General features: G+C 72.6%; 14 protein-coding genes. 10 read left to right on the top strand and 4 right to left on the bottom strand.

Annotated elements, in window-relative coordinates; translation table 11 throughout:
• Nucleotides 1–14 precede the first annotated feature (14 nt).
• From ahpF to QFW81_RS04275, 4 genes are all read left to right on the top strand, one after another.
• Nucleotides 15–1604: an alkyl hydroperoxide reductase subunit F gene (gene ahpF, locus QFW81_RS04290; RefSeq protein ID WP_280577340.1), complete on the top strand. Its 1590-nt coding sequence runs from the start codon at nucleotides 15–17 to the stop codon at nucleotides 1602–1604.
• Nucleotides 1605–1608: 4 nt separating this feature from the next.
• Nucleotides 1609–2562 carry a LysR substrate-binding domain-containing protein gene (locus QFW81_RS04285; RefSeq protein ID WP_280577339.1) on the top strand — a complete coding sequence of 318 codons (954 nt, stop codon included), beginning with the start codon at nucleotides 1609–1611 and terminating at the stop codon, nucleotides 2560–2562.
• Nucleotides 2563–2701: 139 nt separating this feature from the next.
• A complete protein-coding gene (rnk, locus tag QFW81_RS04280; RefSeq protein WP_280577338.1) occupies nucleotides 2702–3109 on the top strand; it encodes a nucleoside diphosphate kinase regulator in 408 nt (135 codons plus the stop codon).
• Nucleotides 3110–3112: 3 nt separating this feature from the next.
• A complete protein-coding gene (locus QFW81_RS04275; RefSeq protein ID WP_280577337.1) occupies nucleotides 3113–3760 on the top strand; it encodes a hypothetical protein in 648 nt (215 codons plus the stop codon).
• 34 nt (nucleotides 3761–3794) lie between these two features.
• On the opposite strand, the gene msrA is transcribed toward QFW81_RS04275, so the two are convergent.
• Both msrA and QFW81_RS04265 read right to left on the bottom strand, forming a co-directional pair.
• Nucleotides 3795–4442, bottom strand: a complete 648-nt coding sequence (gene msrA / locus QFW81_RS04270; RefSeq protein ID WP_280577336.1) for a peptide-methionine (S)-S-oxide reductase MsrA — start codon at nucleotides 4440–4442, stop codon at nucleotides 3795–3797.
• A gap of 65 nt (nucleotides 4443–4507) precedes the next feature.
• On the bottom strand, nucleotides 4508–6676 hold the full coding sequence (locus QFW81_RS04265; RefSeq protein WP_280577335.1) for a GGDEF domain-containing protein: 2169 nt from the start codon (nucleotides 6674–6676) through the stop codon (nucleotides 4508–4510).
• Between the two features lie 274 nt (nucleotides 6677–6950).
• On the opposite strand from QFW81_RS04265, the gene QFW81_RS04260 reads away from it, so the two are divergent.
• From QFW81_RS04260 to QFW81_RS04235, 6 genes are all read left to right on the top strand, one after another.
• Nucleotides 6951–8723: a glutamine--tRNA ligase/YqeY domain fusion protein gene (locus tag QFW81_RS04260; protein ID WP_280577334.1), complete on the top strand. Its 1773-nt coding sequence runs from the start codon at nucleotides 6951–6953 to the stop codon at nucleotides 8721–8723.
• A gap of 8 nt (nucleotides 8724–8731) precedes the next feature.
• Nucleotides 8732–9106: a hypothetical protein gene (locus QFW81_RS04255; protein WP_280577333.1), complete on the top strand. Its 375-nt coding sequence runs from the start codon at nucleotides 8732–8734 to the stop codon at nucleotides 9104–9106.
• Nucleotides 9106–9684 (top strand): nucleoside deaminase, encoded by a 579-nt coding sequence (locus QFW81_RS04250; RefSeq protein ID WP_280577332.1) that lies wholly within the window; start codon nucleotides 9106–9108, stop codon nucleotides 9682–9684. Before QFW81_RS04255 ends, QFW81_RS04250 begins: the two co-directional genes overlap by 1 nt.
• 9 nt (nucleotides 9685–9693) lie before the next feature.
• Nucleotides 9694–10755 (top strand): 23S rRNA (cytidine(2498)-2'-O)-methyltransferase RlmM, encoded by a 1062-nt coding sequence (rlmM, locus tag QFW81_RS04245; RefSeq protein ID WP_280577331.1) that lies wholly within the window; start codon nucleotides 9694–9696, stop codon nucleotides 10753–10755.
• A 96-nt stretch (nucleotides 10756–10851) separates the two neighbouring features.
• Nucleotides 10852–11232 carry an EF-hand domain-containing protein gene (locus QFW81_RS04240; protein WP_280577329.1) on the top strand — a complete coding sequence of 127 codons (381 nt, stop codon included), beginning with the start codon at nucleotides 10852–10854 and terminating at the stop codon, nucleotides 11230–11232.
• A gap of 109 nt (nucleotides 11233–11341) precedes the next feature.
• A complete protein-coding gene (locus QFW81_RS04235) occupies nucleotides 11342–12283 on the top strand; it encodes a DUF808 domain-containing protein (RefSeq protein ID WP_280577328.1) in 942 nt (313 codons plus the stop codon).
• A gap of 4 nt (nucleotides 12284–12287) precedes the next feature.
• On the opposite strand, the gene QFW81_RS04230 is transcribed toward QFW81_RS04235, so the two are convergent.
• Nucleotides 12288–13466, bottom strand: a complete 1179-nt coding sequence (locus QFW81_RS04230) for an FAD-dependent oxidoreductase (RefSeq protein ID WP_280577327.1) — start codon at nucleotides 13464–13466, stop codon at nucleotides 12288–12290.
• Nucleotides 13463–14665 carry a 2-octaprenyl-6-methoxyphenyl hydroxylase gene (gene ubiH / locus QFW81_RS04225; protein WP_280577326.1) on the bottom strand — a complete coding sequence of 401 codons (1203 nt, stop codon included), beginning with the start codon at nucleotides 14663–14665 and terminating at the stop codon, nucleotides 13463–13465. Before ubiH ends, QFW81_RS04230 begins: the two co-directional genes overlap by 4 nt.
• Between the last annotated feature and the right edge of the window lie 26 nt (nucleotides 14666–14691).

Genomic DNA, 14691 nt, shown 5'->3' with positions numbered 1-14691 from the left:
CCAGGAGCCGCTCCATGCTCGACCACGACCTCAAGGCCCAGCTCAAGGGCTATCTCGAACGTCTGCAGCGTCCGGTCGCGATCGTCGCGTCCGTGGACGAGGGCGCGAAGTCGCGCGAACTGCTCGAACTGCTCGAGGACATCCGCCAGCAGTCCGACAAGGTGACCGTCGAGGTGCGCCGCGACGACGGCGAACGTACGCCCTCGTTCGCGCTGACCTCGCCCGGCCCCGACATCCACCTGCGTTTCGCCGGCCTGCCCATGGGGCACGAGTTCACCTCGCTGGTGCTGGCGCTGCTGCAGGTCGGCGGCCATCCGTCCAAGGCCGCGCCCGTGCTGCTGGAGCAGGTGCGCGCGCTCGAGGGCGAGTACCGCTTCGAGACCTACTACTCGCTCAGCTGCCAGAACTGCCCCGACGTGGTCCAGGCGCTCAACCTGGCCGCAGTGCTGAACCCGAACATCTCGCACGTGGCCATCGACGGGGCGCTGTTCCAGGACGAAGTGTCCGAGCGCGAGGTGATGTCGGTCCCATCGATCTTCCTCAACGGCGAACTGTTCGACCAGGGCCGCATGAGCCTGGAGCAGATCGTCGCCCGGCTCGACACCGGCGCCGCGAGTCGCGAGGCCGAGGCGATCGCGCGCAAGGACCCGTTCGACGTGCTGGTGGTGGGCGGCGGCCCGGCGGGCGCGGCGGCGGCGATCTACGCCGCGCGCAAGGGCATCCGCACCGGCGTGGCGGCCGAGCGCTTCGGCGGCCAGGTGCTGGACACGATGGCGATCGAGAACTTCATCTCCGTCCCGCATACGGAAGGCCCCAGGCTTGCCGCCCAGCTGGAGCAGCACGTGCACGACTACGACGTGGACGTGATGAACCTGCAGCGCGCCACCGCGCTGGTGCCGGCCGACGCCGACGGCCTGGTCGAGGTGAAGCTCGAGAACGGCGCCAGCCTGAAGTCGAAGGCCGTGGTGCTGTCCACCGGCGCGCGCTGGCGGCAGATGGGCGTGCCCGGCGAGGACCAGTACCGCAACCGGGGCGTGGCCTATTGCCCGCACTGCGACGGCCCGCTGTTCAAGGGCAAGCGGGTGGCTGTGGTCGGCGGCGGCAACTCCGGCGTGGAGGCCGCGATCGACCTGGCCGGCATCGTCGCCCACGTCACCCTGATCGAGTTCGACGCCCGCCTGCGCGCGGACGAAGTGCTGCAGCGCAAGCTGCGCAGCCTGGAGAACGTGCGCATCATCACCAGCGCGCAGACCACCGAGGTGCTGGGCGACGGCGGCAAGGTCACCGGCCTGGTGTACCGCGACCGCGTCGGCGGCGATGCGCACCGGCTGGCGCTGGAGGGGGTGTTCGTGCAGATCGGACTGCTGCCCAATACGGAGTGGCTCGAGGGGACGGTGGCGCTGTCACCGCGCGGCGAGATCGTGGTCGACGACCGCGGCCAGACCAGCGTGCCGGGCGTGTTCGCGGCCGGCGACTGCACCACGGTGCCGTACAAGCAGATCGTGATCGCGATGGGCGAGGGCTCCAAGGCGGCGCTGGCCGCATTCGACCACCTGATCCGCGCGTCCGCCCCGGCCCCGGCGCTCGAGGCCCACGCGGCCTGATGCCATGAATCTCCGCGACCTCCGGTACCTGATCGCGGTCGCGGACCATCGGCACTTCGGACGCGCGGCGGCGGCGAGCTTCGTCAGCCAGCCCACGCTGTCCACCCAGCTGCGCAAGCTCGAGGACGAGCTTGGCGTGGCCCTGGTGGAACGCGCGCCGCGCAAGGTGATGCTGACGCCGATCGGCGTGGAGATCGTCGAGCGGGCGCGGCGCGTGGTGGCGGAAGTGGAGCAGATGAAGGAAGCCGCGCGCCGCAGCCAGCGGCCGGAAGCCGGCACCGTGCGGCTCGGCATCTTCCCCACCCTGGGGCCGTACCTGCTGCCCCACGTGATCCCGGCCATCCGCGAACGCTTCCCCGACCTGCAGCTGCTGCTGGTGGAGGAGAAAAGCGACGAACTGCTCGCGCGCCTGCGCGACGGACGCCTGGACGCGGCGATCCTGGCCCTTCCGGTGCACGACGAACAGCTGCACCACGAATACCTGTTCGAGGAACCGTTCCTGCTCGCGGTGCCGGAACGCCACCGGCTGGCCGGCCGCCGCGCGCTCGGCGTGGAGGAACTGGCCAACGAGCACCTGCTGCTGCTCGAGGACGGGCATTGCCTGCGGCGGCAGACGCTCGACGTGTGCCAGCTCGCGGGCGCGCACGAAACCTCCGAATTCCGCGCCACCAGCCTGGAAACGCTGCGGCAGATGGTGGCCGCCAACGTCGGCATCACCCTGTTGCCCGCGCTCGCGGTGCAACCGCCGGTCGCGCATCCGCCGAGCATCCGCCTGCTCGCCTTCAGCGATTCGCGGCCCAGCCGCGAGATCGCGATGTTCTGGCGGCGCAGTTCGGCGATGTCGGGCTTCCTCACGCAACTGGCCGAGACCTTCCGCGCCCTGCCGGCCGGGCTGCTCGGCGGCGTGCCCGATGCGCCCGCGGCGGTCGCCGACATGCCCCCGCCCGACATGCTCTGAACGGCGCCTGCCGCCCCACTTGATGCGCCGCCCACGCGGCGCTACGGTAGCCCTCACCACAGCGGGCGACGCGTTGGACGCGCCGTCCGTTTTTCTTTGCGCGCGCGACAGGCGCCGCCCAGTCCGGAGTTCCGACGCCATGACCACCCAGCCCGCCAGCGGCCTGCCCCCTTCGATCCGCGTGTCGCGCCGCGACGCCGCGCGCCTGGATGCCCTGCTCGAATCGCCGCAGTGGCAGCACGACCCCGCCGCCGACGCCCTGCTCACCGAGCTCGCGCGCGCCGAGGTCGTCGACGACGCCGACATGCCGGCCGACGTGGTGGGCATGCACGCGCAGGTCGAGTGCGTCGACGAGCATTCGGGCGAACGCCACGAACTCACCCTGGTCTTCCCGCAGGAAGCCGATGCCGGTGCGGGCAGGATCTCGGTGCTGGCCCCGGTCGGCAGCGCACTGCTCGGGCTTTCGGTCGGCCAGTCGATCGACTGGGCCACCCCGCAGGGGCGCGCGCTGCGCCTGCGCGTCACCGGCGTCCAGCCCGCGGCCTGACCGATGGCGCTGCGCAGGGTGGCGCTGGCCGGGCTGCTGCTCGGTGCGATCGGCTGGTGGTTCTCGCCGTACTCGCCGCGCCAGCCGAGCGCACCTGCGGCCGCACCCGGCACCACCCTCAGCTGCCCGCCCCCGGCGGGCAGCGATCCCGCCGACGGACCGCTGCAGACGGAGCTTCCGCGCTCGCTGGCGCCGTTCCGGCTCGAGGCCGGCACGCTGACCCCGCTGGCGGGCTTCCGCATCGATGCGCGCGTGCTCTCGCGGGAGGACTACAGCGTCGGTCGCGAGGCGGCGTTTTCCCCCACGGACCTGGCGCTGGGCTGGGACCGGATGCGCGAGGATGCGGTCCTGGACCGGCTGCAGATCCGGCAGTCCGCGCGCTGGTACCACTATCGCTGGTCGGGCGAACCGCCGCTGCCGCTGGAGGATCTCATCCGCAGCAGCGCGAACATGCACATCATCCCGGCCGATGCGGCCGCCGCGCAGTCGCTGCGCCGGGTGCGGCGTGACGACCGCGTGCGCATCCGTGGCTGGCTGGTGCAGGCCGAGACGGGCAACGGCTGGCGGTGGCGCAGCTCGCTCAGCCGCGACGACCGTGGCAACGGCGCCTGCGAACTGGTGTACGCCTGCTCGATCGAGGTGCTGCGGTAGCGCGACGCCGGCTGCGCGGACCGCGACGCTGCGGTCAGGCCAGCCCTACCGGGCAGCTGACGCCCGTCCCGCCGAGGCCGCAATACCCGGCCGGATGCTTCGACAGGTACTGCTGGTGCTCGTTCTCGGCGTAATGGAACGTCGGCGCCGGATGCACGAGCTCGGTGGTGATGGCGCCGTGGCCGGCCTCGCGCAGGCTCGCCTGGTAGGCGTCGCGGCTGCGCGACGCGAGCGCGTGCTGTTCGGGCGTGTCGCTGTAGATCGCCGAACGGTACTGGGTGCCGGCGTCGTTGCCCTGGCGCATGCCCTGGGTCGGGTCGTGGCCCTCCCAGAAGGTCTGCAGCAGGGTCTCGAACGGCAGCTTCGCCGGGTCGTAGACCACCAGCACCACCTCCGCGTGCCCGGTCTGACCCGAGCACACCTCGCGATAGGTCGGGTTCGGGGTCTGGCCCCCGGCATAGCCGACCGCCGTGGTGACCACGCCCGGCAGCGACCAGAAGGCGCGCTCCGCGCCCCAGAAGCAGCCCATGCCGAACTGCACCCGCGCCAGGCCCTCGAATCCGTCCTTCAGCGGCGTGCCGAGCACATGGTGCCGGTTGTGCAGCGGCAGCGGCTGCGCGCGTCCGGGCAAGGCTTCGCCGGGCGCCGGCAGGCGCTGCTTCCAGGCTCCGATTCCGATCATGGGACGTCTCCTGCGTGGGGCAACCGATGTGTGGCCGGATCGCCCGACTTCAACCGGCGCCGGCGTCAGCGGAACACCGCGGGCGCCACCTGCACGCAGTTGCGGCCGGCGGCCTTGGCCGAATACAGCGCGCGATCGGCACGCGCGAGGGTCGCCTCCGGCGTGTCCTCGCGCTCCAGGCGCGTGGCGACACCCACGCTCACGGTCAGGTGAAGCACCTGCCCGCTGCAGTCGGGTCGAAGGTCATCGACCGCCATGCGCAGCTGCTCGGCGACCACGCGCGCGGCGGCGCCGTTGCGTCCGGGCAGGATCACGATGAATTCCTCACCGCCATAGCGGCCGAACAGGTCGCCTTCCTGCAGTGCCCCGCGCAGGGCGAGGGCCACCTCGCGCAGGGCGGCGTCGCCGCAGGCATGGCCGTGGCGGTCGTTGATCGACTTGAAGTGGTCCAGGTCGAGGAACAGCACCGAGACCGGCTGGCCGGAGCGCGCGCCCTCGGAGAAGCTGCGCGTCAGCCACTGGTCGATGGTGCGCCGGTTGAAGCTGCCGGTGAGCGCGTCGAGTTCCGCCGACTGCCTCAGCTGTACCGCCGCCATGGCCTGCTCGACCTGCTGCAGCGTCTGGCGCGCGAACTCGCCCGCCAGCGACAGTTCCTCGGTGGTGAATCCATCCGTCCCGCGCCGCTGCAGCAGCAGCGCTCCCCACGCAGGCGCGCGGATCTGCAGCGGCACGACCGCCTCGATGGCGAGGATCGACGGCGCGCCGGCCTCGGTGACCGGCTGCTGGAGCGGGATGCCGTTCGCCGCCTGTCGCTTGAGCGCCAGCTGGCGACGTCCCAGCTGCGCGCGCACCGCGTCGGTGCCGGCCACCGGCTCGACCACCAGCGCGTCCTGGCCGTGGTAGCCCTGGGTGACCACGACGCAGTGCTCGACCGGCAGCAGCGGCATCAGCCGTTCGATCAGGAGCCGGAACGCGGCCCACGGAATGTCGCCCGGCGGCAGCGTGCGCAGACGCGAATGCAGTTCGGACGACAGGCCCGAACGCGCCGCTTCGCGCTGCATCCGGCGCTCGGTGTCCGCGCGCGCCAGCTGCTCGCGGTCGCGCTGCTGACGGTACTCGCCGATCCGTCCCACCAGCCCGACGGCGAGGATCGCCACCCCGACCACGATCGCCAGCTGATAGCCGTAGCGCAGCAGCGCGCCATCGAGCAGGTGGCTGCGGCTGGACAGTTCCAGCAGCGCCACCCCCGCCAGGGTCAGCACCCCGAGCGCCGCCAGCGGCAGCGCCATCAGCGTGCGCCGTCGCGCCGCATCGCCCAGCAGTGCCAGGCCGAGCAGCAGCGCGATGCCGAACAACACCCCCTGCACCTGCGCCAGCATCCGCGCCACCTGCGGCAGGTTGAGCAGGCACACCGCCACCAGCGCCACCAGCGCCAGCGACGCGCCGTCCACCAGCCGCTTCCAGCGCGTACGTCCCTGGGCCAGGCCGGCGTACTGCAGCAGCATCTGCAGCCAGGCCGCGCACAGCAGCAGCAGCAGCGCGATCACACCCTGCGTGCGCCAGAACGCGAACGCGCGCAGCCCCGGCAGCTGGTACAGGTGTCCGTTGACCGCGGACAGCGCCAGCAGGGCGACGCCGGTGAATGCGAACAGGGCGAGGAACATGCGGTCCCGGGCGGCCGAGAACAGCGCCAGCGCCAGCAGCCCGATCGTGAACAGGCTGGCGTAGATCATCGCGCTGGCGGCGATGCCGTACTGCTCCAGGCGCATGGCCTGGGCCTCGCCGATCAGTTCCGGCTGCAGCGCCCGCCGCTGCGCGCCGACGGTATGCAGCTCGAGTTCCACCGGCCCCGCCCAGTCGGCCGGCAGCGCGAACAGATAGCTGCTGGGCAGCACCCCGGTGGCGGCATCCGGGTGGAAGAAGCCTAGCGTCCGGCTGCGCCAGCCCTCGCGCTGCAGCCAGACCGCATCCACCGCCTCGCGCTCCAGACGCAGCACCCAGCGCGAACCGGGCACCCGCGGCGGAAGATCGAATTGCAGCCGGGCGCCCCTGTACGTGCCGTCGACCGGCGCATCGGAGGGACGCTGCGCATCCGCCAGGGGCTCCATCCGTACCCGGACGCCCGAGGGATCGGGCAGCCCGCCTGCGACGGCCGCCGCGAACAGCCCGAGCATCAGCACCAGGCAGATCGCGATCAGGCCCTCGTGGCGCCCGCCACCGAAGCTGCGCGCCACGCCGCTCAGGACCCACCTCCCGGCCGGCCGGGGCGCGCGGCCACGCCCCGCCGGACCCGGCGGGAACAGGGCTGCTGCGGCGGCTCGACCGTGGAACCGGCGATGTATGGGCCCGTGGGCATCTGGCGTCTCCTGCGCCTATTGAAAGCAACTTTCGTGCCGACCTGAAGCAGGGTCTGCGTCACATTATCTGCGATACCGCGTGCACGGATCAGCAGGGCCGGGCCCCCGCGCTGCCTCGGCTACACTGTGTTTTTGCCCTCACCCGCGCCCCATGACCCCATCCGATCCGGCCACCGGCGTCCGTCCGGCCCTCCCGGACGCCGCCCCCGGCGGCGCCCCGCGCCAGGACTTCATCCGCCAGATCGTCCGCGACGACCTGGCGAGCGGGAAGCACGCGGCCATCCGCACCCGCTTCCCGCCCGAACCCAACGGCTACCTCCATATCGGCCACGCCAAGGCGATCTGTCTGGATTTCGGCGTGGCCGAGGAATTCGGCGGCCTGTGCAACCTGCGCTTCGACGACACCAACCCGGCCAGGGAAGACCCGGCCTTCGTGCAGGCGATCCAGGAGGACGTGCGCTGGCTGGGCTTCGACTGGGCCGAGCTGCGCCACGCCTCGGACTACTTCGAGGTGTACGCGCTGGCGGCGGAGAAGCTGATCCGCCAGGGGGACGCCTTCGTCTGCGACCTGACGCCCGAGCAGATCCGCGAGTACCGCGGCAACCTGACCGAACCGGGTCGCGATTCGCCCTTCCGCGGCAGATCGGTGGAGGAGAACCTCGACCTGTTCAGGCGCATGCGCGCGGGCGAGTTCCCCGACGGCGCCCGCACCCTGCGGGCGAAGATCGACATGGCCAGCGGCAACATCAACCTGCGCGACCCGGCCCTGTACCGGATCAAGCACATGCCGCATCCGATCGCGGGCGCCGGCTGGTGCATCTATCCGATGTACGACTTCGCGCATGCCCTGGGCGACGCGATCGAGGGGATCACGCACTCGCTGTGCACGCTTGAGTTCGAGGACCACCGGCCGCTGTACGACTGGTGCGTCGACAAGGTGGATCTCGCCGGCTCGCCCGACCTGCTCGCGCCGCTGTCCGCGAAGGGACTGCCGAACGTCGCCGCCAAGCCGCGCCAGATCGAGTTCTCGCGGCTCAACATCAACTTCACGGTGATGAGCAAGCGCAAGCTGGTGGCGCTGGTGGGCGAGGGTTTGGTCGACGGCTGGGACGATCCGCGCATGTACACCCTGCAGGGCCTGCGCCGGCGCGGCTACACGCCCGCGGCGCTGCGCCTGTTCGTGGACCGTGTCGGCATCAGCAAGCAGAACTCGGTGATCGACTTCTCGGTGCTGGAAGGCGCGCTGCGCGACGAACTCGACGCGCACGCGCCGCGACGCATGGCGGTGGTCGATCCGCTGAAGCTGGTCCTGGCCAACCTGCCGGAGGACCACGTCGAGACGCTGGCCTTCGCCAACCATCCCAAGGACGAGGCGCTGGGCACGCGCGAGGTGCCGTTCTCGCGCGAGCTGTGGATCGAGCGCGATGACTTCGCCGAAGTGCCGCCCAAGGGCTGGAAGCGGCTGGTGCCGGGCGGCGAAGTGCGCCTGCGCGGCGCCGGGATCGCGCGCGTGGACGAGGTGGTGAAGGACGCGGACGGCACCGTGGTGGAACTGCGCGGCTGGCTCGATCCGGAATCGCGGCCGGGGATGGAGGGGGCCAACCGCAAGGTCAAGGGCACGCTCCACTGGGTGAGCGCGGCGCATGCGGTGGCGGCCGAGATCCGCCTGTACGACCGCCTGTTCTCCGTTGCCGACCCCGACGACGAGGCCGGAGGCAGGACCTATCGCGACCACCTCAATCCCGACTCGAAGCGCAGCGTGCGCGGCTTCGTCGAACCCGCGGCCGCCGACGCGGCGCCGGAGCAGTCGTACCAGTTCGAGCGGCTGGGCTATTTCGTCGCCGACCGCCACGACCATCGTCCCGACGCACCGGTGTTCAACCGCAGCGTCTCGCTGCGCGACACCTGGGCGGCGAAGGCCTGAGCGTGCAGATGCGACTGCGCGCTCGCCTGTCCGTCCTGTCGCTGCTGCTCGCGGTCGTGGCCTGCGCGCCCCATGCGCCCGCTGCAGCGCCTGCGCCGGACAGCGCTCCGCCTGCCGCTGCACCGGTCGCACCGGAGCATGCCACCGCGCCCGACACCACCTGCCGCGTCGCCGACGACTGCGAGGTGAAGAACGTCGGCAACTGCTGCGGTTACTTCCCCGCCTGCGTGAACAGGGATGCGACCGTGGATCCGGATGCGGTGCGCGCCGAATGCGAACGCAGCGGCATGGCGTCGGTGTGCGGCTGGAAGGAGATCCAGGCCTGCGATTGCGTGCAGGGCCAGTGCCGCGCCGTGGACGGCCCGATCCGGGTGGATCGCTGATGCTGACGGCCCAGGTCCTGCTGACCCTGCCCGAATGGGCGCACGGCGTGGTCGACCCGGCGCAGGCATACCCGGGCGACGAGGCCAAGGTGGCGCTCGCCATCGAGCTGTCGCGGCTGAACATCGAGGCCTGCAGCGGCGGGCCGTTCGGCGCGGTGGTGTTCGACGCCGCCGACGACCGGATCGTGTCGATCGGCGTCAACCGCGTGCTGCCGCAACACTGCTCGGTGGCGCACGCCGAGACCATGGCCTACATGCTGGCGCAGCAGCGGCTCGGCCGCGCGCGCCTGAACCGCGACCTGGACGACAACGTCGTCGGCCGCTACGTGCTGGCGACCTCGGCGCAACCGTGCTGCCAGTGCTATGGCGCCACGGTGTGGGCCGGCATCGACCGGCTGCTGATCGGGGCCCGCTCCGAGGATGTCGAAGCGCTCACCGAGTTCGACGAAGGTCCGCTGCCCGCCGACTGGATCGGCGAGCTCGCCCGGCGCGGGATCGAGGTGGTGCGCGACCTGCATCGCGACGCCGCACGCGACGTGCTGCGCCAGTACGGGCAATCCGGTGCCCGCAGCTACTGAGCGCGGCCGGTGAACGGCCTGCTGTGCTACTGCCGCGCCGGGTTCGAACCCGACCTGGCCGCCGAACTCGGTGATCGCGCCGCGGAAGCGGGGCTGCACGGCCATGCGCGCACCGCGCGCGGCGACGGCTACGTGCTGTTCGTCGGCGACGAGGCGCTGTCCACGCACCTGCCCTGGCGCACGCTGGTGTTCGCCCGGCAGTCGCTGCGGCTGCTGGCCGAACTGCGCGGGCTGGATCCGCGCGACCGCATCGCGCCGATCCTCGCCGCGCTCGATGCCGCGCGCCCGGTCACAGCGCCGGTGTACGGCACGGTGTGGGTCGAACACCCGGATTCGGACGCCGGCAAGCCGCTCTCGGGCCTGGCCCGCAGCTTCGGCAACGCGTTGCGACCGGCGCTGCGCAAGCGCGGCCTGCTGGCCGTCGCCGACGACCCCCAGGCGACGCGCCTGCACGTGTGCTTCGTCGCCGGCGACCACGCCTTCCTCGCCGAGGCCGATCCCGCCGCCAGCGCGCCCTGGCCGCTGGGCGTACCGCGGTTGAAGCTGCATCACGACGCGCCCTCGCGTTCGGCGCTCAAGCTCGAGGAGGCCGTGCTGAGCCTGCTCGACGGTGGCCAGCGCCGCGACGGGCTGCGCCCCGGAATGACGGCGGCCGACCTGGGCGCCGCACCCGGCGGCTGGACCTGGGTCCTGGCGCGGCACGGCCTGGTCGTGACCGCGATCGACAACGGTCCGCTGCGCCAGCACGTACTCGACACCGGACGCGTCGAGCACCTGCGCGCGGACGGCTTCCGCTGGCAGCCGCCGCGGCCGCTGGACTGGATGGTGTGCGACATGGTCGAGCAGCCGGCGCGGGTCGCGCGGCGCATGGGCGACTGGCTGCGCGAGGGCTGGTGCCGGCAGACAATCTTCAACCTCAAGCTGCCGATGAAGAAGCGCTGGCTGGAGACGCAGCGCAGCCTGGAGGCCTTCGCCGAGGCCGCGACGGTGCCGCTGGCGGTGCGCGCCCGCCAGCTGTACCACGATCGAGAGGAAATCACCGTCCACGCCCGGCGCACCGGCGACGACTGAACGCACGCGCGCCGCACATCTGGCGGCAGGCCGGCTTGACGGCCGTTTCATCGCGCAGGGACCAGCATCGCGGCGTCACCACGTCCGGAGCGCCCCATGCCTGTCCCCACCGCCCTGCGTTTCCTCTCCGCCGCCGCCCTGGTCGCGGCCAGTGCCGTCGCAACGGCGCAGTCGACGCCCGTGCGCCCCGACGCCACGCCGGTGACGCAGGACACCGCGACACCGGCGGCGGATCCGGCCACCGCCACGGTCCGGATCGACGTCGAGGACGACGTCACCCTGAACACGCGCGTGGTGGATCCGGCGCTGGTGCGCGCCAGCCGCGCCTTCGATGCCATGGACGTCGACGGGGACGGCACGCTCGACGCCGCCGAAACGGCGCACGCGCCCGCGCTCAGCGCGGACTTCGTCTCGATCGACGCCGACGGCAACGGCCGCATCGACCGCGACGAATACACCGCACGGCTGCGTCGCTAGCCGGCCACCGCCTCGCTGGCGCCCCCGCGCGGGGGCCGTCGTGCGCACGGTCACCCGCCGTGCGCGAGACGCCGCCTACAATCGCCCGTCCTCCATTCCCGGATCCCCCATGGCCTCCAGCCTGCTGGTCCTGCTCGACGACATCGCCACCATCCTCGACGACGTGGCCGCGATGACCAAGGTGGCGGCCAGGAAGACCGCCGGCGTGCTCGGCGACGACCTGGCGCTCAATGCCGAGCAGGTCAGCGGCGTGCGCGCCGCACGCGAACTGCCGGTGGTGTGGGCGGTGGCGAAGGGCTCGATGGTCAACAAGGCGATCCTGGTGCCGGCGGCGCTGGCGATCAGCACGTTCCTGCCCTGGTTGGTCACGCCGCTGATGATGGCCGGCGGCCTGTTCCTCTGCTACGAGGGGGTCGAGAAACTGCTGCACAAATTCCTGCACAAGGGCGAGGCGGAGGCCCACCACAGGGCGCACGTGCAGGCGCTGTCGCGCTCGGACACGGAACTGCTGGCGCAGGAGAAGGACAAGATCAAGGGGGCGATCCGCACCGACTTCATCCTCTCCGCGGAGATCATCGTGATCTCGCTGGGAACCGTCGCGGGCAAGCCGTTCACGGTCCAGCTCGGCGTGCTGGTCGGCATCGCGGCACTGATGACCGTGGGCGTGTACGGACTGGTCGCCGGCATCGTGAAGCTGGACGACTTCGGCCTGTACCTGAGCCGCGCCGCGAGCGCCGCCACGCGCGCGATCGGCAACGGCATCCTGCGCGCGGCGCCGTGGCTGATGAAGGGCCTGGCGATCGCGGGCACCGCGGCGATGTTCCTCGTCGGCGGCGGCATCCTGGTCCACGGCTTCCACGCCCTGGCCGAATGGGTCGAGGACGCGGCGGTGGACGCGGCCGCCGTGCCCGGCGTCGGCGCCGTGCTCGGCGCACTCACGCCGATGCTGATCAACGCGGTGGTCGGCATCATCGCCGGCGCGATCACGGTCGGCGTGGTGATGGGCGTGCAGCGCCTGCGCGGCGCGCGCGCGAAACCCGAACAGGCCTGAGCCGTCAGCCGCCCGCGGCGCGGCGCCAGAACAGGTCGACCAGCGGCGGCACCCGGCCCGCCAGGCCCAGCAGGTGGCCGCGCAGCAGCGTGGCCGCCAGCGCGTCGTTCGAGAACAGTCGGTTGAGTCCCTCGAACGCATGCGCGGCCAGCGCATTGTCGCTGCGTCGCGCCCGCGCCCAGCGCGCGAGCCGGTGCGGCGCGTCCCAGTCCACCCGGCGCCGGCGTGCGCCGGCGACCGCCTGGCGCAGTGCCGACACGTCCCGCAGGCCGAGGTTGACGCCCTGCCCTGCCAGCGGGTGCACTGCGTGCGCGGCGTCGCCGATCACCAGCACCCGGCCCAGGTGCTGGGTGTCGCTGAGCTGCCGCCGCAGGGGGAATGCGACGCGCGGACCGAGCGGACGGATCTCGCCCAGGCGCGCATCGAACGCGGTGGTGATGGCGCGGCCGAACGCGTCCTCGTCCAGTGCCAGCACGCGCCCGGCTTCGTCATCCGGAAGCGTCCACACGATCGAGCAGCTGCCGTCGACCCAGGGCAGCAGCGCCAGCGGCCCGGTGGGCAGGAAGCGCTGCCACGCCGTCGCCTCGTGCGGGCGCTGCGTGCGGACGTAGCCCACCACGCCCTGCTGGGCGTAATCGTGCCCCTCGGCGGCGATGCCCGCCATCTGCCGCAGCGGTGAAGACGCGCCGTCGGCCGCGATGGCGATGCGTGCGGCGACCGAGGTGCCGTCTTCCAGACGCAGTGTCACGGCGCTGTCGGAGGCCTCGAGCCCCGCCACCCGCGCCGGACACGAGACCCGCACGCCCGCGCGCTCCAGCGCACGCCACAGCGCCTCGACCAGCAGCCCGTGCTCGACGATCCAGCCCAGCTCCGGCCGCGCCAGCGCGTCGGCGTCGAACACGATCGGGTCGCCACCGCCGGCATCCCAGACCTGCATCCGCCGATAGGGTTGCGCGCGCGCATCGCGCACCGGCGCCCAGGCGTCGAGCGCGTCGAGCAGCTCGACGTTGTCCGGCGCGATCGCATACGCGCGCAGGTCCGCCTGGTCCGCAGACCAGGGTGCGGGACGCGTGGCCTCGAGCAGGCGCACGTCCTGGCCCTCGCGCGCCAGCGCCAGGGCACAGGCGGCGCCCACCACGCCGCCGCCGACGACCACCACGTCGTGCGGCTCGCGACGCCTCATGCGCGCTGCGCCCGGCACAGCGCGGGCACGTCGCCGCGGTACCCCATCGCGCCGCCGGCCAGCAGCGCCTGCAGCGACGGCACCCGGTCCAGCGCGACCATCCCGGCGCTGCGCAGCGGGCGCAGCAGCGGCACGCGGCTGGCGCTCAGCCGCGCCAGGGCGTCGGAGAACGCGAGCGTGCGCGTGCGGTCCTCGTGCCGGCGCGCGGCGTAGCCGGCGAGCAGCGCCTCGGCACCAGGATCGTCGGCGCCCGCGACCACCTCGGCCAGGGTCAGCGCATCGCGCAGGCCCAGGTTGAACCCCTGCGCGCCCACCGGGTGCAGGGTCTGCGCGGCGTTGCCCACCAGCACCGCGCGCGCGGCCGTGGTGCGCCGGGCGACCGTCCGCACTGCGGGATAGACACTGCGTTCGCCCACCTCGAGCAGCCGCCCCGCCCGCCAGCCGAAGGCGTCCTGCACCCGCTGCAGGAACGCCGCGTCCGGCAGCCCGGCGACGGCATCGGCGTGGTCCGCATCCACGCCGTGCACCAGGCCCCACGCCCCGTCGCCGCGCGGCAGCAGCGCGGTGGGTCCATGGTCGCCCAGGCGTTCGAACGCGGTGCCATCAGGCGCCTGGGACGCCCGCAGCCGCGCGACGAACAGCCGCTGCCCGTAGTCGTGGTGTTCGGCCTCGATACCGAGCGCGGCGCGCAGGCCGCTGCCGGTGCCGTCGGCGGCGACCACCAGGCGCGCGGCGACGACGTGCTCGCCGGTCCCGTCGTCGATGCACAGCCGTCGCATGCCCGGTTCCGACTCCGCCAGGCTGACGAAGCGCGCGCGCAGCCGGCGCACCTGCGTCGCCGCGGTCAGCGCCTCGTCCAGCGCCTGGCCGAAATCGCGTGCCACCACCACCTGCCCGAACGCGTTGCGGCCGTAGTCGCGCGCATCGAGCAGCACGCGTCCGAAGTCCCCACTGCGGCTGGCGTGGATGCGGCGGATCGCCCCGGTGGGCGTGCGCAGCCGCTGCATCACGCCGAGCGCGGACAACGCATTGACCGTGGCCTCGGCGAAGCTGAGGTTGCGCTGGTCGAACACCGGCGGCAGCGCGGACGACGTGGCCTCGAGCAGGGTCGCGGGTACGCCGGCCCGATCCAGCGCCAGCGCCAGGCTGGCGCCGACCAGCCCACCCCCCACGATCAGGATCCCGTGTTCGCGTTCCATGGCGCCATGATAGCGGCCGGCTCGCG

Source organism: Luteimonas kalidii, assembly GCF_029887935.1.
Classification (GTDB): Bacteria; Pseudomonadota; Gammaproteobacteria; order Xanthomonadales; family Xanthomonadaceae; genus Luteimonas; species Luteimonas kalidii.
This window is presented reverse-complemented; position numbering and strand designations above follow the sequence as displayed.